Source organism: Saccharothrix ecbatanensis (genome assembly GCF_014205015.1).
Classification (GTDB): Bacteria; Actinomycetota; Actinomycetes; order Mycobacteriales; family Pseudonocardiaceae; genus Actinosynnema; species Actinosynnema ecbatanense.
Genome location: NZ_JACHMO010000001.1, coordinates 9,163,897 through 9,183,473, shown reverse-complemented (window position 1 = coordinate 9,183,473; position 19,577 = coordinate 9,163,897). Strand labels below are relative to the sequence as shown.

19 protein-coding genes are annotated in these 19,577 nt (G+C 71.5%); 10 read left to right on the top strand and 9 right to left on the bottom strand.

Annotation, left to right across the window (positions count from 1 at the left end):
* Nucleotides 1–25: 25 nt before the first annotated feature.
* Together F4560_RS41035 and F4560_RS41030 are read right to left on the bottom strand one after the other, a co-directional pair.
* Nucleotides 26–652, bottom strand: a complete 627-nt coding sequence (locus tag F4560_RS41035; RefSeq protein ID WP_184928398.1) for a DUF4148 domain-containing protein — start codon at nt 650–652, stop codon at nt 26–28.
* Nucleotides 653–737: 85 nt separating this feature from the next.
* A complete protein-coding gene (locus F4560_RS41030; RefSeq protein WP_184928397.1) occupies nt 738–2,420 on the bottom strand; it encodes a DUF885 domain-containing protein in 1,683 nt (560 codons plus the stop codon).
* 104 nt (nt 2,421–2,524) lie between these two features.
* Here F4560_RS41030 and F4560_RS41025 point away from each other — a divergent pair, with 104 nt between their 5' ends.
* The gene (locus tag F4560_RS41025) at nt 2,525–3,175 is read left to right on the top strand and encodes a DUF3153 domain-containing protein (protein WP_184928396.1); all 651 of its coding nucleotides are present in this window, start codon (nt 2,525–2,527) and stop codon (nt 3,173–3,175) included.
* A 40-nt stretch (nt 3,176–3,215) separates the two neighbouring features.
* Nucleotides 3,216–3,659 carry a carboxymuconolactone decarboxylase family protein gene (locus F4560_RS41020; RefSeq protein WP_221483826.1) on the top strand — a complete coding sequence of 148 codons (444 nt, stop codon included), beginning with the start codon at nt 3,216–3,218 and terminating at the stop codon, nt 3,657–3,659.
* Nucleotides 3,660–3,712: 53 nt separating this feature from the next.
* Here F4560_RS41020 and F4560_RS41015 read toward each other — a convergent pair whose 3' ends face one another.
* A complete protein-coding gene (locus F4560_RS41015; protein ID WP_184928395.1) occupies nt 3,713–4,600 on the bottom strand; it encodes a methylenetetrahydrofolate reductase in 888 nt (295 codons plus the stop codon).
* A 105-nt stretch (nt 4,601–4,705) separates the two neighbouring features.
* Between F4560_RS41015 and F4560_RS41010 the strand changes: the two genes are divergently transcribed.
* Both F4560_RS41010 and crtI read left to right on the top strand, forming a co-directional pair.
* Nucleotides 4,706–5,773, top strand: coding sequence for a polyprenyl synthetase family protein (locus F4560_RS41010; RefSeq protein ID WP_184928394.1), 1,068 nt, complete (start codon nt 4,706–4,708; stop codon nt 5,771–5,773).
* 2 nt (nt 5,774–5,775) lie between these two features.
* Nucleotides 5,776–7,269, top strand: a complete 1,494-nt coding sequence (gene crtI / locus F4560_RS41005; protein ID WP_184928393.1) for a phytoene desaturase family protein — start codon at nt 5,776–5,778, stop codon at nt 7,267–7,269.
* On the opposite strand, the gene F4560_RS41000 is transcribed toward crtI, so the two are convergent.
* On the bottom strand, nt 7,202–7,927 hold the full coding sequence (locus tag F4560_RS41000) for an ABC transporter permease (protein ID WP_184928392.1): 726 nt from the start codon (nt 7,925–7,927) through the stop codon (nt 7,202–7,204). The two genes, crtI and F4560_RS41000, sit on opposite strands and share 68 nt — an antisense overlap.
* Nucleotides 7,928–7,940: 13 nt before the next feature.
* Nucleotides 7,941–8,645: an ABC transporter ATP-binding protein gene (locus tag F4560_RS40995; protein WP_184928391.1), complete on the bottom strand. Its 705-nt coding sequence runs from the start codon at nt 8,643–8,645 to the stop codon at nt 7,941–7,943.
* Nucleotides 8,646–8,847: 202 nt separating this feature from the next.
* Here F4560_RS40995 and mptB point away from each other — a divergent pair, with 202 nt between their 5' ends.
* On the top strand, nt 8,848–10,398 hold the full coding sequence (gene mptB, locus F4560_RS40990; protein WP_184928390.1) for a polyprenol phosphomannose-dependent alpha 1,6 mannosyltransferase MptB: 1,551 nt from the start codon (nt 8,848–8,850) through the stop codon (nt 10,396–10,398).
* Nucleotides 10,395–11,282: a phytoene/squalene synthase family protein gene (locus tag F4560_RS40985; protein ID WP_312869788.1), complete on the top strand. Its 888-nt coding sequence runs from the start codon at nt 10,395–10,397 to the stop codon at nt 11,280–11,282. Before mptB ends, F4560_RS40985 begins: the two co-directional genes overlap by 4 nt.
* 6 nt (nt 11,283–11,288) lie before the next feature.
* Here F4560_RS40985 and F4560_RS40980 read toward each other — a convergent pair whose 3' ends face one another.
* Together F4560_RS40980 and F4560_RS40975 are read right to left on the bottom strand one after the other, a co-directional pair.
* Complete coding sequence (locus F4560_RS40980) at nt 11,289–11,753, bottom strand: hypothetical protein (protein ID WP_184928388.1); 465 nt, start codon at nt 11,751–11,753, stop codon at nt 11,289–11,291.
* Between the two features lie 162 nt (nt 11,754–11,915).
* Complete coding sequence (locus F4560_RS40975) at nt 11,916–12,281, bottom strand: Rv2175c family DNA-binding protein (RefSeq protein ID WP_184929700.1); 366 nt, start codon at nt 12,279–12,281, stop codon at nt 11,916–11,918.
* 184 nt (nt 12,282–12,465) lie between these two features.
* Between F4560_RS40975 and F4560_RS40970 the strand changes: the two genes are divergently transcribed.
* Nucleotides 12,466–14,535 carry a Stk1 family PASTA domain-containing Ser/Thr kinase gene (locus F4560_RS40970; protein WP_184928387.1) on the top strand — a complete coding sequence of 690 codons (2,070 nt, stop codon included), beginning with the start codon at nt 12,466–12,468 and terminating at the stop codon, nt 14,533–14,535.
* Between the two features lie 76 nt (nt 14,536–14,611).
* Here the strand turns inward: F4560_RS40970 and F4560_RS40965 are convergent, their stop codons facing one another.
* A complete protein-coding gene (locus tag F4560_RS40965) occupies nt 14,612–16,000 on the bottom strand; it encodes a class II 3-deoxy-7-phosphoheptulonate synthase (protein ID WP_184928386.1) in 1,389 nt (462 codons plus the stop codon).
* A 63-nt stretch (nt 16,001–16,063) separates the two neighbouring features.
* Here F4560_RS40965 and F4560_RS40960 point away from each other — a divergent pair, with 63 nt between their 5' ends.
* Nucleotides 16,064–17,080: a DUF2891 domain-containing protein gene (locus F4560_RS40960; RefSeq protein WP_221483824.1), complete on the top strand. Its 1,017-nt coding sequence runs from the start codon at nt 16,064–16,066 to the stop codon at nt 17,078–17,080.
* A gap of 27 nt (nt 17,081–17,107) precedes the next feature.
* On the opposite strand, the gene F4560_RS40955 is transcribed toward F4560_RS40960, so the two are convergent.
* Complete coding sequence (locus F4560_RS40955; RefSeq protein WP_184928385.1) at nt 17,108–18,814, bottom strand: AfsR/SARP family transcriptional regulator; 1,707 nt, start codon at nt 18,812–18,814, stop codon at nt 17,108–17,110.
* A 129-nt stretch (nt 18,815–18,943) separates the two neighbouring features.
* On the opposite strand from F4560_RS40955, the gene F4560_RS40950 reads away from it, so the two are divergent.
* Together F4560_RS40950 and F4560_RS40945 are read left to right on the top strand one after the other, a co-directional pair.
* Nucleotides 18,944–19,183 carry a DUF4242 domain-containing protein gene (locus F4560_RS40950; RefSeq protein ID WP_184929698.1) on the top strand — a complete coding sequence of 80 codons (240 nt, stop codon included), beginning with the start codon at nt 18,944–18,946 and terminating at the stop codon, nt 19,181–19,183.
* A 21-nt stretch (nt 19,184–19,204) separates the two neighbouring features.
* The gene (locus F4560_RS40945) at nt 19,205–19,561 is read left to right on the top strand and encodes a cupin domain-containing protein (protein ID WP_184928384.1); all 357 of its coding nucleotides are present in this window, start codon (nt 19,205–19,207) and stop codon (nt 19,559–19,561) included.
* The last annotated feature ends 16 nt before the right edge of the window (nt 19,562–19,577 follow it).

Below are 19,577 nucleotides of genomic sequence, written 5' to 3'. Positions count from 1 at the left end.
GCCGCAGGGTAGATCAACGGAAGTGCTAGAACGGCGAGACGAAGCCCGTCGCCTGGAGGTACCTGCCCGCGTTCAGCCCTTCGATCGGGCGCATCTTCGAGTAGACGACCCGGTCGCCGAAGTTTCCCTCGACGGTGCGGACGTGCGTCGCCTGATGCCCGCTCCGGTCGTACTTGACCTCGACCACCAGGCCGACGTGCGCGTGCATGTCCGGGTAGTTGCCGTACACCACGGCGTCACCAGGCTCCACGTCGCGCTCGCCGATGTCCTTCCACCGGCCGTTCGCCTTGCCCCACTTCTGCCAGTACGTCGCCCAGTGCCCCTGGTCGAGCACGGACCCACCCGGCGCGGGGCGCATCGACGGCTTGTCCGGCACGCCGCCCGTCGTCCACGCCCAGTTGACGAACACGCCGCACCACTCGGCCGGGCGCAGCACGCCCTGACCGGTCTGCGAGTACTTCTCGGGGTAGTAGTTGCCGTTCCCCTCACGCTGGCCGACCTCGCGCAGCGCGTGGTCCACGATCTCCTGCCGGACGCGCCACTCGGTCTGGTCCTCGACCGGCTGGGCCTGCCCGGACGCCGGGGCGCCGGCGATCAGCAGCGCGCCCGCCAGCACCACGCCCAGCGCGGACCGCATCGCACGTCTGGCCATCGTTCCCCCGCTCCCCGTTTTTCGTCCGCCCACATCCAACCCTCGATCCGGTGACCTCGACGTGAGGTCACCGGACCCGAAAGGGTCAGAGCTCCGCGAGCCGCTCACGAAGAGTGTCCAGCCCCATGGCCCCCATCTCCAAGGCTTCCTTGTGAAAACGCTTGAGGTCGAACTCGGAACCATGCCGGGTACGGGCGTCTTCGCGGGCCGCCAGCCACAGCCGTTCGCCGAGCTTGTACGACGGCGCCTGGCCGGGCCAGCCCAGGTAGCGGTCGATCTCGTCCTTCACGTGCGCCGCGTCGGTGATGGTCCGGGTGAGCATGAACTCCAGGCCCAGGTCCGGCGTCCACCGCTCGCCCTCGTGGAACCCGGTGCCGCGGGGGATCTCCAGCTCCAGGTGCATGCCGATGTCGATGATGACGCGGGCGGCGCGGAACAGGTGCGCGTCGAGCATGCCCAGCAGGTCGCCGTCGTCCTCCAGGTAGCCGAGCTCGCGCATCAGCCGCTCGGCGTACAGGGCCCAGCCCTCGCCGTGGCCGGACACCCAGCACAGCAGCCGCTGGAACTCGTTCAGCTTCTCCGCCTGGTAGACCGCCGTGGCGATCTGGAGGTGGTGGCCGGGCACGCCCTCGTGGTAGACGGTCGACACCTCGCGCCAGGTGGAGAACTCCTCCTTGTCGTCCGGCACGGACCACCACATGCGGCCCGGTCGGGTGAAGTCCGGCGTGGGACCGCTGTAGTACGCGCCGACGCCACCACCGGGCGGCGCGATGCGGCACTCCAGCTTCATCAGCTCGTCCGGCAGCTCGAAGTGCACGCCGCGCACGTCCAGCAGCGCCTTGTCGGACAGCTCCTGCATCCACGACTGGAGGCCGTCCTTGCCGTGCACCAGGTAACGCGGGTTCGCGTCCAGCGCGGCGGCGGCCTCGGCGAGCGTGGCGCCCGGCTTGATCCGGTCCGCCACCTGCTTCATCTCGGTCTCGATGCGGGTGAACTCCTCCCAGCCCCACGCGTAGGCCTCGGCCAGGTCGAAGCGGGAGCCGGTGAAGTAGCGGGACTGGAGCCGGTAGACGTCCTCGCCGACCGCGTCCTTCTTCGGCGCCTTCGGCGCGAGGTCGTCGCGCAGGAACGCGGCCAGGTCGCCGTACGCCTCGGCGGCGGCCTTCGCGCCCGCCTCCAGCTCGGTGCGCAGCGCGCCGTCCGCGGGTGCGTCGGCGATCAGGGTGGCGAAGAACGACGACTGGCCGCCACGGCCCGCCCACGTGTCGCACTGCTCGGCGACCCGCGTGACCTGCCGCAACGCCGCCGACCGGTTCTTGTCCGCGGCGTACGCGAGGCCCGCTCGCAGGTTCGCCACCGCGTCCGGCACGGCGATGAGCCGCTTGGCGATCACGGCCCAGTCGTCGGCCGTCTCGGTGGGCATCTGGTCGAACACCTCGCGCATCGACTGCACGGGGCTGGCGATGACGTTGAGCCTGCCCTCCATCAGGCCGGCTTCGTACAGCTCGACCTCCAGGCCGATCCGCTCCGTGAACACGGCTTTGGCGTCGGCTTCGGACTTGTCCGCGGGTTCGGCCGCGTTGACGGCGGCGAGCGCGCGCTGTGCCAGCTCCTTGCGGGCGGCGTGACCCTCCGGCGAGTAGTCGGTCAGCCGGTCGTCGTGACCGGGCACGCCGATGAACGTCGCGATCAGCGGGTCCGCCGCCACGTAGTCGGCTACGAACTGGTTGCTGATGCCGTGCACGCCGGCGGAGGAGGAGGTCGACATGAGTCGCACGTTACTGCGGGCCATGTCCCTCCAACAGGTAATTAGCCACGCTCACGATCGTGTCCCAGCGGTCAACTTTTGACCGCTGCCGGCAGGATGGCCGCGTGTCCAGGGCCTCCGCGCTCCTCCTGCCGATGTTCCTCCTCGCGCTCTTCTCGCTGACGGGGTGCGTCCGGCTGCACGCCGCCATGGCGTTGTCCTCGGACGACCGGGTGTCCGGCGAGATCACCGCCGCCACACCGCCCACCCAGGACAACGACCCCGGGCCGCAGTTGAAGGTGCCGAACGAGCTGGCCAGCCGGGTGAGCACCAAGCCGTACAAGGTGGACGACTACGTCGGCACGCAGCTGTCGTTCAGCGCGTTGACGTTCGAGGAGGTCAGGGCGCTGTCGGCGGCGACAAGCGCGTCGTCCAGCCGGTACCAGCTGTCCTTCCGCCGGTCGGGCGACCTGGTGACGTTGTCCGGGTCGGTGGACCTGACGCAGGTGCCGCCCGAGCGCTCGGACATCCAGGTGAAGATCAGCTTCCCGGGTGAGATCGTGGACACGAACGGGCGAGAGGAGGACGACGCGACCATCGCGTGGTCCCCGAAGCCCGGCCAGGCCTCGATGCTGACCGCGACGGTCCGGTACGCCGGGGAGAACTCGGTGTCGTACTTCGGCTGGACCATGCTGGTCGCCGGCCTGACCGGTGGCGCGGTGCTGATCGTCCTGGTCCTGGCCCTGGTGGCGCACCGCCGCAGCCAGGTCGTGTAGAGCGCTGTCACATGATCGGGGGCGGCCTCGTCCACCTGGCATGAGGATGAAATTCGCCAAGGTCGCGCCCGAGGCCTACCGCTTGATGACCGGACTGGCCGCCTACGCCGCCGAGAACGTCGACCGCACGCTGGTGGAGCTGGTCCAGCTGCGGGCGTCGGTGCTCAACGGCTGCGCTTTCTGCGTGGACCTGCACACGACGGACGCGATGAAGGCCGGTGAGAACCCGCAGCGGCTGTTCGCCGTGTCGGTGTGGCGGGAGTCGAAGTTCTTCAGCGGTACCGAGCGGGTCGCGCTGGAGTTGACCGACGCGGTGACCCGGCTCGGCGAGCACGGCGTTCCCGACGAGTTGTGGGAGCGCGCGAGCGCGACGTTCACGGAGAAGGAACTGGCCGACCTGCTCGCGTTGATCATCAGCATCAACGGCCTGAACCGGCTCGGCGTCACCCTCGACTCGGCGACCGAACGCCACCTGCACGCCTAGCCACACGCCCGCGAGGTCGCCTCGGTCGTTCAGCGAGGCGACCTCGCGGCCATTCACACACTCCTGGCTGGGACCAGACCGAGTCTGCCGACGATCTCGCGGGTCGCCTTGGACCGGTTGAACGTGTAGAAGTGCAGGCACGGCACGCCCTCGGCGAGCAGCCGCTCCGCCACCTCCGTCACCACGTCGATGCCTTCCTTGCGGAACCCGGCGGGGTCGTCCAGGTACGGGTTCAGCCGCCGCGCGAACGAGTCCGGCATCGGCGCGCCCGACAGCTCCACCGTCTTGGCCAACGTCCGCGGCGTGGTCAACGGCATGAGGCCCGGCAGGATGTCCGCGTCGCACCCCAGGGCGGCGACCCGGTCACGCAGGCGCAAGAAGTCGTCCGGCTCGAAGAACAGCTGCGCGATCGCGAAGTCGGCGCCCGCCCGCAGCTTCCGCACCAGGTACTTGGTGTCCTCGTCCAAATCCGCCGACCGCGGGTGCCCGTACGGGAACGCCGCCACGCCCACGCAGAAGTCGCCCAGCTCACGGCACAGCCGGACCAGCTCTTCGGCGTACGTCAGCCCCTCCGGGTGGGCCACCCACTCGCCGTTCGGGTCGCCGGGCGGGTCGCCGCGCACGGCCAGGATGTTGCGCACGCCGACCGCCGCGTACCAGCCGATCACGTTGCGCAGCTCGGCCACCGAGTGGTCGACGGCGGTCAGGTGCGCCATCGGCACCAGCGTCGTCTCCTGCGCCACCCGGCCGATGGTGCGGATGGTCCGGTCACGCGAGGAGCCGCCCGCGCCGTAGGTGATGGACACGTACGCCGGGTCGAAGGCTTCCAGCTCGCGGATCGCGCGCCAGAGCACGGTCTCGTCCGCCTCGTCGCGTGGCGGGAAGAACTCGACGGAGAACACGGGGGAATCCCCGCGCAGGCGTTCGACCACCGACGTCATGGGGCTCAGCTTAGAGGTACGTCCGGACAGTGGGAGTTCCCTTTCACGTGATGGGACAAGGCCCCCGGTTGGGCACCCGGCGGCGGCAGAGGTGACCATAGACGGGTGCCGTTCCATGCGTTGGACCTAGAACTGCCCAAGCACGTCGACGAGGCGTTGGCAGGTTATCTCGCCGACCGCCGGGCGTTGGGCGTGCGCATGGAGGAGACGTTCACCGACGCGGTGGACGCGCTGTCCGATTTCGTCCTCGGCGGTGGCAAGCGGATCCGGCCGACGTTCGCGTGGTGGGGCTGGCGCGCAGCGGGCGGCGACCCGGGTGACGAGCTGGCCGACGCGGTGCTCACCGCGGTCAGCTCGCTGGAGCTGCTCCAGGCGTGCGCGCTGGTGCACGACGACCTGATGGACGCCTCCGAGACCCGCCGCGGCATGCCCACCGTGCACGTCCGGTTCGCGCGCAAGCACCGCGCCGAGGGCTGGCTGGGTGAGGCCGACCGGTTCGGGCTGGCGGCGTCGGTGCTGATCGGCGACGTGGCGCTGGCCTGGGCGGACGACATGCTGTTCGCCGCCGGCCTGCCCACCGACGCCCTCCAGCGGCTGAGCCTGCCGTGGCGCGACATGCGCACCGAGATGCTCGCCGGCCAGTTCCTCGACGTGCTCACCCAGGCGCGCGGCGACAGCTCGCCCGACGCGGCTCTGCGCATCGACCGGCTCAAGACCGCCGCGTACACCGTGGAACGCCCGCTGCACATGGGCGCGGCGATCGGCGGCGGCTCACCCGAGCTGGTGGCCGGCCTGCGCTCGTTCGGCACGGACATCGGGGTGGCGTTCCAGCTGCGGGACGACCTGCTCGGCGTGTTCGGCGACCCGGTGGTGACCGGCAAGCCCGCGGGCGACGACCTGCGCGAGGGCAAGCGGACGCTGCTGGTGGCGCTGGGGATGGAGTACGGCGCGGACGTGCTGCACGAGGCGCTGGGCAAGCCCGACCTGGACGTGGCCATGGTGGACGAGGTGCGCGCCCGGCTGCGCGAGGTCGGCGCGGTGGACGCGATCGAGGACCGGATCGCCGAGCTGACCGGGTCGGCCCTGCGCGCCCTGGACCAGGCGCCGATCGCCGAACCGGCCGGTGAACGGCTGGCGGAGCTGGCGGTCAGCGCCACGAAGCGGACCTACTGACCATGCGCACGGTCTCCGGCCGCACGGACCACGTCGTCGTGGTCGGCGCGGGACTCGCGGGGTTGTCCGCGGCGCTGCACCTGCTCGGCGCGGGCCGCCGGGTCACCGTGGTCGAGCGGGACGCCGTGCCCGGCGGCCGGGCCGGACGGCTGGACCTGGGCGGGTACCGGTTCGACACCGGGCCGACCGTGCTGACCATGCCGGAGCTGGTGGACGAGGCGCTGAACGCGGTCGGCGAGTCGCTGCGCGACCGGCTGGACCTGCGTCCCGTGGAGCCCGCCTACCGGGCCCGGTTCGCCGACGGCAGCACGCTGGACGTGCTCGCGGACGCCGAGGCGATGGAGGCCGAGGTGCGCCGGTTCGCCGGTCCGCGCGAGGCCGAGGGGTACCGGGCGCTGCGCCGCTGGCTGACCGAGCTGTACCGGGTGGAGCGCGACACGTTCATCGGCGCGAACTTCGACTCGCCGTTTTCCCTGGTCACGCCCCAGTTGGCGAAGCTGGCCGCGTTGCGCGGGTTCGCCCGGCTCGGGCCGTCGGTGGCGCGGTTCGTGCGCGACGAGCGGCTGCAGCGGGTGTTCTCGTTCCAGTCGCTGTACGCGGGCGTGCCGCCGCGCAAGGCCCTCGCCGCGTACGGCGTCATCGCGTACATGGACACCATCGCGGGCGTCCACTACCCGCAGGGCGGGATGCGGGCGCTGCCGGACGCGTTGGCGGCAGCCGCCCGGGACGCGGGCGCGGACCTGCGCCTCCAGACCCCGGTGGCCTGGCTGGAACGCATCGGCGGCCGGGTCTCCGCGGTGCGCACCTCGCACGGTGAGCGCATCCCGTGCGACGCGGTCGTGCTCACCCCTGACCTGCCGATGTCGTACCGCCTGCTCGGCCACCGCCCCCGCCGTCCGCTGCCGATGACGTGGTCGCCGTCGGCGGTCGTGCTGCACGCGGGCGTGGACCGGACGTGGCCGGAGCTGGCCCACCACACCTTGTTCTTCGGCCGCGCGTGGGAGCGGACGTTCGACGAGCTGACCCGCCGCGGCACGCTGATGAGCGACCCGTCACTGCTGGTCACCGCGCCGCCCGGACAGGGCATGTTCGTGCTGGCGCCCGCGCCGAACCTGCGCACCGGCCGGATCGACTGGGACCGCGTCGGGCCCGCCTACCGGGACGAGCTGGTCGGCGTGCTGGAGGCGCGCGGGCTGACCGGCTTCGGCGACTCCATCCAGGTCGAGCACCTGGTCACGCCGAACGACTGGGCCGCGATGGGCCTGGCCGCCGGCACGCCGTTCTCCGCCGCGCACACGTTCGCCCAGACCGGCCCGTTCCGGCCGCGCAACCTGGTGCTGGACAACGTCGTGCTGGCCGGCTGCGGCACCACGCCGGGCGTGGGCGTGCCACCGGTGCTGATCTCGGGCCGGCTCGCCGCGCAGCGGATCACGGGGTCCGTCGGCGCAAGGTCGCGGCGCCCAGCAGCAAGGCCACGAGCGCACACCCCGCGATGACCACGAGGTTCCGCACCAGCGTGCCGTCCACTTCGTCGGACGTCGTGACCTGCGTCAGCGCGTCGACCGCGTAGGACAGCGGCAGCGCGTCGGAGATCCAGTTCAGCACCGTCGCCATCTCGTCGCGCGGCACGAACAGCCCGCACAGCAGCACCTGCGGCATCACGATCGCGGGCATGAACTGCACGGCCTGGAACTCGGTGCGGGCGAACGCGCTGGCGAACAGGCCCAGCGCCATGCCCAGCAGCGCGTCCAGCACCGCGATCACCAGCAGCAGCCACACCGAGCCGCTGATCTCCAGCCCGAGCCAGGTCAGCGCGACCGTGGCCGCCACCGCCACCTGCACCACCGCCACCAGCCCGAACGCCAACGCGTAGCCCAGCAGCACGTCCACCTTGCCGATCGGCATCGTCATCAGCCGCTCCAGCGTGGCGGTGAGCCGTTCGCGCAGGGTGGTGATCGACGTGACGATGAACATGATCGTGAACGGGAAGACGCCCAGCAGCGCGGGCGCGGCCCGGTTGAACGCCTGCTCGGAGTCGAAGACGTACCGCAGCAGCAGGAGCAGGACCGACGGCATGAGCACCATCAGCGCCACGGTGCGGTGGTCGTGCCGGAGCTGCGTGAGGATCCGCTTCGCGGTGGCCAGGGTGTTCATCGCCGCCACCCCCTCATCGCCGCACCAGCGCCAGGAAGGCCTGTTCGAGGTCCTGGGTCCCGGTCTGCGCGCGCAACGCGTCCGGCGTGTCGTCCGCGAGCAGCGCGCCCTCCCGCATCAGCAGCAGCCGGTCGCACCGGGCCGCCTCGTCCATCACGTGACTGGACACGAGCAGCGCCGCGCCCGCGTCGGCCAGCCGGTGGAACAGCAGCCACAGGTCCTCGCGCAGCACCGGGTCCAGGCCCACCGTCGGCTCGTCCAGGACGATCACCTCCGGCTTGCCCAGCAACGCCACCGCGAGGCTCGCCCGCCCCTTCTCGCCACCCGACAGCGTGGTCACGAGCTGGTCGGCGTTGCCCTTCAGCCCGACCTCGTCGAGCACCCGGTCCACGTCACCGCGCGGCGCACGGAGGATCGACGCGAAATAGCGCAGGTTCTCCGCCACGGTCAGGTCCGCGTACACCGACGGGCTCTGCGTCGAGTAGCCGATCCGGTCGCGCAGCTCCGGGCTGCCCGCCGCCCGGCCGAGCACGGTCACCCGGCCCGACGCCACCACCTGCACACCGACCACCGCGCGCAGCAACGTCGTCTTGCCGCACCCGCTCGGCCCGAGGAGCCCGGTCACCGACCCGCGCGGCACCTCGAACGTGACATCGCGCACGACTTCACGACCGCCGCGCACCACCCGCAAGCCGTCAACGCCGACCGCTGTGGACATGCGTTGGATTATCGCCCGTGACAGGTGATCCGCCAGGCTCCACGCAGGTCGAACCGATCCCGATCCTGGACCGAATACTCCATGTGGCCACTGCCCCGGGCGGCCCGGCCGTGCGAGGATCCGTCCGGGTGTTACGAGCGTGTCACCAGGTTGAGCAATCTCGTGCAGGCGCGTCCAGCCGTTGTGCGACGATGTTGCCGCGATGGCCGCGACCCCGTCTTCTCCACGATCGAGCGCCGCACCTGTCGAGCCGGTGCGGTCGTCGGCTACCCAGGTTCCGGAGCAGGCCAGTCGGTCGAGCCGGCCGGACCGCTCCGATCCCGGCGGCATCCCGATCCGGACGATCCTGCTCGGCGTCGGCGGCGTCATGCTGCTCGCGCTGGGCGGCACGGGCGCGGGCGCGATCCTCAAGCACGACCCGCTGCTCGCCGACACCACGCTGAGCTTCATCCGGTACGGCCACGGCCACGACCTGGCCACCGCGGTCCTCTACATCGGTCTCGGCATGGTCGTCTGGGCGTGGATCCGGCTGGGCCGAATGGTGCGCAACCGGCACGTCGGCACCACCGCGGTGCTGACCGCGATCGTCGCCTGGACGCTGCCGCTGATGTTCGCGCCGCCGTTGTTCAGCAAGGACATCTACAGCTACCTGGCACAGGGCCAGCTCGCCCTCAACGGCCTGGATCCGTACTCGGTCGGGCCGGCGGTGCTCCAGAGCCCGCTGTCGGACAACGTGAGCTGGGTCTGGCAGAACACGCCCGCGCCGTACGGGCCGCTGTTCCTCATGCTCTCGGAAGGTGTCGTCTGGGTGACCGGCGGCAGCGTCATCGGCGGCGTGGTGGTCATGCGGCTGGTGCTCGCCATCGGCCTGGCGCTGCTGTGCTGGGCGCTGACCGGCCTCACCCGCCACCTCGGCGGACGCGCCGCCATCGCGCTGTGGGTGGCCGCCGCGAACCCGTTGATGCTGGTGCACCTGATCGCCGGCGCGCACAACGACCTGCTCATGGTCGGCCTGCTGGCCGCCGGCGTGCTCTTGGTGCTGGACCGCAGACACGTGCTGGGCATAGCGGTGGTGACGTTGGCGTTCGCGGTGAAGGCCACCGCCGTGGTCGCGCTGCCGTTCCTGGTGTTGGTGTGGGCACGTCGGCTGCCCGGCACGCGGACGGCGCAGCTGGGCAAGGCCATCGCGGGCGGCGTGGCCACGTTCGTCTCGGTGTTCGCCGCGACCACCCTCCTGTCCGGGCTGGACCTGGGCTGGATCCCGGCGCTCAGCTCGTCCTCCACGATCGTGAACTGGCTGTCGCTGCCCAGCGCGGTCGGCGATTTCGCGCACACCGCGGTCAACGCGGTCGTCCGGGTCGAACCGGGCTGGTTCATGACCATCGCCCGCGGGCTCGGCTCGGTGCTGCTGGTCTACATCGCGTGGCGGCAGTGGCGGGCCGCCCGTGACGGCGGGCCGGAGGCGGTGCGCCGCGCCGCGATCACCATGCTGGCCGTGGCCCTGCTCTCCCCCGCGACGCTGCCCTGGTACTTCAGCTGGCCGCTGGTGATGGCCGCCGCGCTGCCGTGGACCGAGGTCGGGCTGAAGGCGGCGGCGTTCTTCTCGACCTGCCTCCTGCTGGTGACGTTCCCCAACGGCGACACGGCGCTGTACGCGTGGGTCTACCTGGCGATGGTCGCCGCCGTGTCCGCGCTCGCGTGCGTGTCGCTGACCAAGCCCGACCCGCTGCGGCTGTCCGGCAGGTACGTGTGACGGACCTGGCCGCGGCGTACGCCCGTTGCCGCGAGCTGAACGCCCGGCACGGCCGCACGTTCTTCCTCGCCACGAAGCTGCTCGGGCCCGACCAGCGGCCCGCCGTGCACGCCCTGTACGGCTTCGCCCGGTGGGCCGACGAGATCGTGGACAGCGGTGAGTCCGCCGACCCGACGGCCGAGTTGAAGCTGTGGGAAGCGCGGCTGGAGGAGGAGTGGGCGGGGCGGGCGACCGGTCACCCGGTGCTCGCCGCCGTGGTGGACACCGCGCACCGGTACTCGATCGACCACTCGTTGTTCACCGAGTTCCTGGCGTCGATGCGGATGGACCTGACCGTCACGTCGTACCCGGACTTCGCCGCGCTGGAGCGGTACGTCCACGGTTCGGCGGCGGTGATCGGGTTGCAGCTGCTGCCGGTGTTCGGGACCGTCGTGCCGCGAGCCGAGGCAGAACCGTCCGCCGCCGCGCTCGGCCGGGCGTTCCAGCTGACGAACTTCCTGCGTGACGTGGGGGAAGACCTGGACCGGGGTCGGCTGTACCTGCCGGAGGACGTGCTGGCGGTGCACGGCGTCGACCGCGAGCTGCTGGTGTGGTGCCGGCGGACCGGTAAGTCGGACCAGCGGGTGCGGCGGGCGTTCCGGCACTTCGTCGCGCACACGTTCGCCGAGTACCGGGAGGCCGAGGTGGGGGTGCCGATGCTGCGGCCCGTGTCACGGCCGTGCGTGCGGACCGCGCTCACGCTGTACCGGGAGATCCTGGACGAGATCGTGGCGGCCGATTACCAGGTGCTGGACCGGCGGGTGGCGGTGCCGGACTCGCGGCGGCTGGCGGTCGCCGTGCCCGCGTTCGGGCGCGCGCTGGTGGCCAGGGTCATCGGCCGCTGATCGGGGTCAGTAGTGCTGAGGCGGTCCCGCGGGCTGCCCCGCCCACCCCTGCTGCTGTCCGGGCTGCTGTCCGGGAGGTCCAGGCTGCTGTCCGGGAGGTCCAGGCTGTTGTCCGGGGTGCGGTCCTTGATGCGGCGGCCCGGACGGGACCGGAGGCCGACCCGGTTGCTGCGCGGCGGCGACTTCCCTGGGCCGCTCGAACTGCCCGATCGCGATGGCGGCGAGGATCAGCCCGAGCCCGACCGGCAGCAAGACCTGGTAGTCGAGGACCTCGCTGCTGCCGGGTCCGGTGAAGGAGCCCTGGCGGATCTGGCACTTGACGCTGGTCGACGACGGGCGCTCGGGCTCGCAGACCCACAGCGCGTTGATGCTTCCGCTCGTCGAACTGGTGTCCGACAACACGCTCGCGCTGATGCCGAGCAGCGCCAAACCGGCGACGATGAGCACAATACGGACTACACGGAGGAACACGGCCGGAGTCTGGCACAGGCGACGCCGCCGCCGGGGCGGAACGATCAAGTCACCGACCCGACTCCGCACTTGTCCACGGGCCGGGCGCGGCGCGGCGTCCGGACGGCCCCGGCTTCGGGTCCGCCCGGACGTCGCCGGTCGTAGTGGGTGGTGCTGTGCTCGTCAGAAAGCCAGGGCCTGTGCCCGCCGCTTCACCTCACGGCCGCGGTCGCCGCGCAACGCCTCGATGGGCGTGCCGGGGAGGGTTTCATCCTCGGTGAACAGCCACCGGAGGATCTCTTCGGTCGAGAAGCCGGAATCACGCAGCACCGTGACGGTGCCCGGCAGCCCCTTCACAACGCCTCCGGCAGCGAGGAACGCGGCGGGGACGACGAGGATGCCGTTCCGGCGCTCCGCGAGCAGTTGACCGTCGCGAAGCAGCTGTTGGACACGGTTGATCGGTAGGTCAAGACGCTCGGCGACCTCGGGTAGAGGCAGGACCTCCAGGTCGGGAGCCAGCACATCCGCAGCGGCAGGAATCGCACTCACCTGCGTCACGATGCCACAACGACGTGAACGACGCCCTGCGCCAACCGGGTGGTGGGGATACACCCACGGGTCGGCTTTCGGCCACCCCCTGTTTCACCGGGGTTTGACGCGGATCCCACAAGCAAGCGTGGGATGCTCCGACGCACAGCATCGGTCTGCACCACCCACCGTACGATCCACGGCTGTGGAAAGGTCGGCTACGAACGTGATCGGCGGGCTGCTCGAACAACGCTACCGGGTCGGCACCCTGGTAGCGCGGGGCGGCATGTCCACCGTGTACCGCGGTGTGGACACCCGCCTGGAGCGCCCCGTGGCCATCAAGGTCATGGACCCCAGGTTCTCCGCCGACCCGCAGTTCGTCGCGCGGTTCGAGCGTGAGGCGCGGGCCGCCGCCAAACTCCACCACCCGGGCGTGGTGCAGGTGCACGACCAGGGCGTGGACGAGGACCGGGTCTTCCTGGTGATGGAGCTGGTCGAGGGCGGCACGCTGCGCGACCTGATCACCGAACGCGGCAAGCTGGACGTGCCGCTGGCGCTGACCGTGATCGAGAAGATCCTCTCGCCGCTGGCCGCCGCGCACCGGGCCGACCTCGTGCACCGGGACGTGAAGCCGGAGAACGTGCTCATCGGTCCGGGCGGCACGGTCAAGGTCGCCGACTTCGGTCTGGTCCGGGCGATGTCGACGGTGGGCGTGACCAGCGACACCATGATCCTGGGCACAGTCGCCTACCTTTCACCCGAACAGGTCACCACGGGCACCACGGACGCGCGCAGCGACGTGTACTCGGCGGGCGTGCTGCTGTACGAGATGCTGACCGGCACGCCGCCGTACGTGGGCGACAACGCCATCTCCGTGGCCTACCGGCACGTGAACGACGACGTGCCCCCGGTGCCGGACGTGCCCGCCGAGGTGGCCGAACTGGTCCGCCGGGCGACCCGCAAGGAGCCGTTCCTGCGGCCCGCGGACGCCGACTCGTTCCTGTCCGAGGTGGAGACCGCGCGGGCGATGCTCGGGCTGGCCACCGTGGACGTGCCGGTACCCGCCTCGGCGCCCTCGGCGGCGCCGACCGAGGAGCCGACGGCGCACGTTCCCGCGCCGCCGAGCCCGGCCGAGCAGACGTTGCGGGTGGAGCCGGTGCGGGTGGGCGCGGGTGCGCCGTTCGCCGAGCCGACCGTGCCCGTGCACCGGCCGAACCCGCTGGTGCCGCCGTCGACCGGCCCGCAGGGCACCAAGGCGATCTCCCGGGCCGACCTGATCATGCCGCCGTCCGAGCCCATGCCCGCGGCGCCCCCACCGCCGGCCCGGGTGCGGACGAAGAGACCGCCGAAGAAGAAGACGCCCGAGCAGCTGCACGAAGAAATGCGGGCGCGCAGCAAGCGGCAGTTCGTCACGTGGATCAGCGTCGTGGTGGTGGCCGCGATCCTCGTCGGGCTCACCAGTTGGTGGCTCGCGGTCGGTCGCGTCACCAAGGTGCCCGACCTGGTCGGCAAGGAGCTGTCCACGGCCATCGCGATGCTCGACCAGGCCTCGCTCAAGTCCACCCAGGGGACCGAGAACAGCGACACCGTGCCCGCCGGGCAGGTGATCGGCACCGACCCGCCGGCCGGCACCGAGGCCACGCAGGGTGACCACGTGCGGATCGTGGTGTCCGCCGGCAAGCCGGTCGTGCCGCAGGTCAACGCGGGTTCCGAGATCGCCGCGGCCGAGCGGGAGATCGCGTCGGTCGGGTTGAAGTCGCAGCTCAACCCCGTCGAGGACGCGTTCAGCGACCGCGTGCCCAAGGGCAAGGTGGTGACGCTGAAGCCCGCGCCCGGCACGCCGGTGCCGATCGGCTCGACGGTGGTCATCGTGCTGAGCAAGGGCTCCGAGCCCAAGCCGGTGCCGAGCGTGACCGGCAAGACGAAGGACGAGGCGTTCGCGGAGCTCAGCGCGGCCGGGTTCGAGCCGGTCGAGGGTCCGACCGAGTTCTCCGCCGCGGTCGACGGCGGCCGGGTGGTGCGCACCGACCCGCCGGCGGGCTCGAACATGCCCCCGAACAACCGGAAGGTGACCGTCGTGCTGTCGGCGGACTCGGTGACCGTGCCGCACGTCGAGGGCAAGTCGGTGAAGGAAGCGAAGAAGATCCTGGAAGAGGCGGGCCTCAAGGTCGACGTCCAGTTCAACGAACGCGACCGCGCCCGCGTCGTCAACCAGTCCATCCGGGCCGGGGAACGCGTCCCCAAGGACACCAAGATCACTTTGATCGCCGTGTAGGGCCCTGGGACGAAAGTCGCCTGGAACGACAGTGGCCCCCGACTCCGCGAGTCGGGGGCCACTTCTCAGCCGGGGATCAGCTGCGGAGCATCTCCGCGACCAGGAACGCCAGTTCCAGCGACTGCTGCGTGTTCAGCCGCGGGTCGCAGGCGGTCTCGTAGCGGCCGGCCAGGTCGATGTCCGAGATCTCCTGGGCGCCGCCCAGGCACTCGGTGACGTCCTCGCCGGTCAGCTCGATGTGGATGCCGCCGGGGTGCGTGCCGAGCCTGCGGTGCACCTCGAAGAAGCCCTGCACCTCGTCCACGATCCGGTCGAAGTGCCGGGTCTTGTAGCCGGTGGACGCCTCGTGCGTGTTGCCGTGCATCGGGTCGCACTGCCAGATGACCTGGTGGCCGGAGGCGGTGACCTTCTCGACGATCGGGCCGAGCACGTCGCGCACCTTGCCGTTGCCCATCCGGCTGATCAGCGTGAGCCGGCCCGGCTGGTTGTGCGGGTCGAGCCGCTCGACGTACTCGACCGCCATCTCAGGCGTGGTCGACGGGCCGATCTTCAGGCCGATCGGGTTGGACAGCAGCTCGGCGAACGCGATGTGCGCGCCGTCCAGCTGCCTGGTCCGCTCGCCGATCCACAGGAAGTGGGACGACAGGTCGTACAGCCGCGGCTTGTCGCCGTTGGTGTCCAAGCGCAGCAGCGCGCGCTCGTAGTCCAGCAGCAGCGCCTCGTGCGAGGCGAAGATCTCGGTGGTGTGCAGCGACGCGTCGTTCACGCCGCACGCCGACATGAACCGCAGGCCGCGGTCGATCTCACCGGCCAGCGCCTCGTACCGCTCCCCCGCCGGCGACTGGCGGACGAAGTCCTTGTTCCAGTCGTGCAGCTTGTGCAGGTCGGCCATGCCCGCGGTGGTCATGGCGCGCAGCAGGTTCATCGCCGCGCCCGCGTTGGCGTAGGCGCGGATCATCCGCGACGGGTCCGGCACGCGTGCCTCGGGCGTGGCGACCAACGAGTTGACGATGTCGCCGCGGTAGGACGGCAGGCCGAGCGCGTCGATGCCCGACGAGCGCGGCTTGGCGTACTGGCCCGCGATGCGGCCGATCTTCACCACCGGCAGGCTGGCGCCGTACGTGAGCACGACGGCCATCTGGAGCAGGGTCCGGATGTTGGCGCGGATGTGCGGCTCGGTGTTGTCCGCGAACGTCTCCGCGCAGTCACCGCCCTGAAGCAGAAACGCCTCGCCGCGGGCGACCTCGGCCAGGTTCGCGCTCAGCCGGTCGATCTCGGCCGGCACGGTGATCGGCGGCACGCTCTCCAGCACGGCGCGCACCCGGCGCACCTGCTCGGCGTCCGGCCACTCCGGCTGCTGCGCGGCGGGGCGCCCCAGCGCGTCGTCCAGCCGCGTGCGCAGCTCGGGCGGGAGGGGCGGAAGCTCGGGAAGCGTGTCCACGGGCACGTCCACGGTCCAGTTCACACGTTAAAGATAGCTGTCCACACCTCGGGACGGGCACGGGTCCGGCTGTGCATGATGTGGGCCATGTCCGACACCCGGCTGGATGACAACATGGCGGCCCGGCTGCTGTCGACCGCGGTGGAGAACCTCCGGCGGGACTATCCGACGCACTGGTCGCACGTGATCACCGGGGACGCCGACCTGGTGCCGCAGCGGGTGCTGCACCCGATCTTCGCCGGGTCGTTCGACTGGCACTCGTGCGTGCATCAGACCTGGTTGGCGGTCCGGGTGCTGCGGTCGCGGCCCGAGGTCGAGGGTGCGGCGGAGGCCCGTCGGGTGCTGGATTCGCTGATCACCCCGGAGCACGCGGAGACCGAGGCGGCGTACTTCGACGGCCCCGGCGGCGGGTTCTGGGAGCGGCCCTACGGATGGGCGTGGCTGTTGGTGCTCGATGCGGAACTCCGCACCTGGGGTTCACCCTGGGCGGTGGCGCTGCGGCCGTTGAGCGTGGTCCTGCGTGACCGGTATCTCGCCAAGGTGGCCGGTGCGCGGCTGCCGAACCGGTCCGGCACGCACGGCAACACCGCGTTCGCCACCGGGCTTGTGCTCGACGCGGCGCGCGCTGTGGGTGACGAGGAGCTGGCCGCGGCGTGCGTGGAGGCGGCGTTGCGGTGGCACCGGGAGGACGTCGGGTACGGCGGGTTCGAGCCGGACGCGGCGGATTTCCTGTCCCCCGCGCTGACCGAGGCGGACCTGATGCGGCGGGTGCTGCCGGCCGACGCGTTCACCGCGTGGTTCGAGGCGTTCCTGCCGAACCTGGAGGAGGCGCGCTGGAAGGTGCTGCGCGAGCCGGTGCCGGTGGACGACCCGGGTGACGCGTACGGGTCGCACCTGGTCGGCCTCGCCCTGTCCCGCGCCTGGCAGTGGCGTTCCATCGCCGCCGCCCTACCGGCCGCCCACCGCTACGCCGACCTGGCCCGCACCGCCGCCGACGCCCACCGCGAGGCCGGCCTCGCCTACGTCTTCGGCCACGGCTACTACGCCGAGCACTGGCTCGGCACCTTCGCCGCCTACCTCCACCTCGGCGCGTTCCACGACTAGGCATGTTCTGGAAGTGCGAAACACCGCCTAGCAGGTGACCGCGGCGGCCAGGCACCTGCTCTCCTCCAGGGGTCGGCCCAGCGCCGCGAACTGCTCGGCCGCCTCGCGGAACAGCGCCGCCGCCTGCGCGCCCCGGCCTTCGGCGCGACGGACCTCGGCGCGCACCTCCCACAGCGCGGCCGACCACGGACCGCCCTGCCACAGCCCGCTGATCCGCTCGGCCTCCGCCTGGTGCGTCCTGGCCCTGCTGGGGCTGCCCGCACGCGCACACGCCGTCGCCGCCGCGATCCGGAACCCCATGGAGCACGGATCGCACACGTGCGTCGCCTCGTGCAGCCACCGTTCGGCTTCCCGGATCGCGCCGAGCTCGCCGCCGAGGCTGTCGGCGGCGAGCACGCGGACCCCGTGGACGCGGATCACCAGGTGCGACGGGATCCGGGAACTCCCGGCCAGCGGCAGCGCGCGGTCGAGGTCGGCGCGGGCGGCGGCCCGGTCACCAAGCCGGACCTCGGCCTCGGCGTGGCGTTCCAGCGCCAGCGACTGGGCCGAGACGCACCCGGCGCGTTCGGCTTCACGCAGGGACTCCCGCAACGTGGTGACGGCGCTGTGGACGTGCCCGGACAGCAACGCGAACTCGCCCAGCAGGAGGTAGGCCAGCGCCCGCCCGGCCGCCGATCCCGCCCGTGACGCGATGTCCAGCAGGTCGCGGCCGAACGACTCCGCGCCCTCGTGCCCCTCCGGTCCGTACAGGTAGAACTCCTGGAAGCACAGGTGGGCGTCGTAGACCTCCGGTCGCGTCGGGTGCCGCACGGAGTCGGCGAACTCCTCGCGGAACACCTGGTGCCACGTGCCGCGGGCATGCGCGACGAGCGCCAGCAGCGTCGACGCCTCGCCCAGCTCGTGCCCCAGGTCGGCGTCCAGCGCGAGCACCCGCACCTGCCTGGCCGACCGCTCGGCCGCGGCGAGGTCGCGCCGCCCGAACGCGACCAGGCCGTTGGCCAGCCCCACCGCCGCCCGTTGCGCCGGGGACGGCGGTTCGGCCGCGTCCACCGTCAACGCCGACTCGTACAGCGCGACGGTCTCCGCATCCGGCCCGACGCCGATCCGCTCCCGCAGCGCGCGACGCAGCCGTTCGAACTGGCGCAGCGCCCCACGTCGGTTGCCGGCTGTCAGGTGCCGCCGCATCAGCGCGCGGTGCGCGTCCTCGTCGGTCTCGTCCAGTTCGAGCAGCCGCGCCCAGCCGCCCGCGGCCCTCAGCAACGCGGTGTACTTGTCCTTGGCCTTCTCCCGCGGCTCGACCACCCACGACTCGTAGGGATCGTCGGCGAGCAGGTCACCGCGGTAGTAGGCGGCGGCGAACGCGCACCACCCGGCGTCACCCGAGACCAGCGCGGCGTCGGCGGCCCGCTCGAACCGGTCCAGGTCCACGTCGAGGACACCGGCCGGCCACAGCGTCAGCAGCCCACCCTCGCACTGGATCGCGTCGGCGCACCCGAGCGCGCGCCGCGCGTAGTGCACCGCCTTGCGCAGGTTCGCCCCCGCCGCGTCCACCGGCAGGTCGGGCCACAGCCGGTCCATCACCTGCTCGCGGTGCAACCGGTGGTCCGGCGCCACGGCCAGCAGCTTCACCACGTCGGCCGCCCGGCGGTTGCGCCACACGTCACCAGGGACAGGTCTGCCCTCGACGACGATGGAGAACCTGCCGAGAACGCGCACCTCGCAGGTGGCCGGCATGGCGGAACCATACGTCCGGCCTGCCCGGAACGCCGGGGGAAACCGTGCGTAGTCGCGGGAACGGTCTGGGAACGCTCTGCCGCCTAGCGTTTCCGCTCCACCCCCAGTCAGGAGCTGACCGTGTTGTTCATGGACGTGCACAACCACCTGCCCGAGGGCGCCAGTGCGAAGGACGTGGCCGACGCCCACTCCGCCGATCTCCGCATCCAGGACCAGTACGGCGTCCGGTACCTCAACTACTGGGTCGACGAGCAGGACGGGAAGGTGTTCTGCCTCGTCGAGGCTCCGGACGCGGAGTCGGCGCACCGGGTCCACCGCGAGGCGCACGGCCTCGTGGCGGACGAGATCCACCCCGTCACGCAGGGCTGAGAACCGCGAAAGGTGATCGAGATGTCTGTGCTTGCCTCGAAGAGCTTCACCGAACCGGAGGAAGTGCGGGAGTTCCCGCACGGCCACGTCGACCTGGTCACCGTCGGTGACGCCACGGTCGGCAGAGCGGAGTTCGAGCCGGGCTGGCGGTGGTCGCAGGACGTGAAGCCGATCGCGGGCACCGACTCGTGCCAGGCCGCCCACACCGGCTACATCCTGTCCGGCCGGATGCACGTCGTCATGGACGACGGTGCGGAAGGCGAAGCGGGTCCGGGCGAGGCGATCATGGTCGAGCCGGGCCACGACGCCTGGATCGTCGGCGACGAGCCGTGCGTGATGCTCGACTTCACCGGCCTGCGGGACTACGCCAAGAAGTGAGGGGACTCGAACAGCG

Excerpts from the sequence above, each read along its gene's own strand:
- F4560_RS41035 (WP_184928398.1), bottom strand. The coding sequence starts at position 652 with ATGGCCAGACGTGCGATGCGGTCCGCGCTGGGCGTGGTGCTGGCGGGC.
- F4560_RS41030 (WP_184928397.1), bottom strand. The coding sequence starts at position 2,420 with ATGTCGACCTCCTCCTCCGCCGGCGTGCACGGCATCAGCAACCAGTTC.
- F4560_RS41020 (WP_221483826.1), top strand. The coding sequence starts at position 3,216 with ATGAGGATGAAATTCGCCAAGGTCGCGCCCGAGGCCTACCGCTTGATG.
- F4560_RS41015 (WP_184928395.1), bottom strand. The coding sequence starts at position 4,600 with ATGACGTCGGTGGTCGAACGCCTGCGCGGGGATTCCCCCGTGTTCTCC.
- crtI (WP_184928393.1), top strand. The coding sequence starts at position 5,776 with ATGCGCACGGTCTCCGGCCGCACGGACCACGTCGTCGTGGTCGGCGCG.
- F4560_RS41000 (WP_184928392.1), bottom strand. The coding sequence starts at position 7,927 with ATGAACACCCTGGCCACCGCGAAGCGGATCCTCACGCAGCTCCGGCAC.
- F4560_RS40995 (WP_184928391.1), bottom strand. The coding sequence starts at position 8,645 with ATGTCCACAGCGGTCGGCGTTGACGGCTTGCGGGTGGTGCGCGGCGGT.
- mptB (WP_184928390.1), top strand. The coding sequence starts at position 8,848 with ATGGCCGCGACCCCGTCTTCTCCACGATCGAGCGCCGCACCTGTCGAG.
- F4560_RS40960 (WP_221483824.1), top strand. The coding sequence starts at position 16,064 with ATGTCCGACACCCGGCTGGATGACAACATGGCGGCCCGGCTGCTGTCG.
- F4560_RS40955 (WP_184928385.1), bottom strand. The coding sequence starts at position 18,814 with ATGCCGGCCACCTGCGAGGTGCGCGTTCTCGGCAGGTTCTCCATCGTC.
- F4560_RS40950 (WP_184929698.1), top strand. The coding sequence starts at position 18,944 with ATGGACGTGCACAACCACCTGCCCGAGGGCGCCAGTGCGAAGGACGTG.
- F4560_RS40945 (WP_184928384.1), top strand. The coding sequence starts at position 19,205 with ATGTCTGTGCTTGCCTCGAAGAGCTTCACCGAACCGGAGGAAGTGCGG.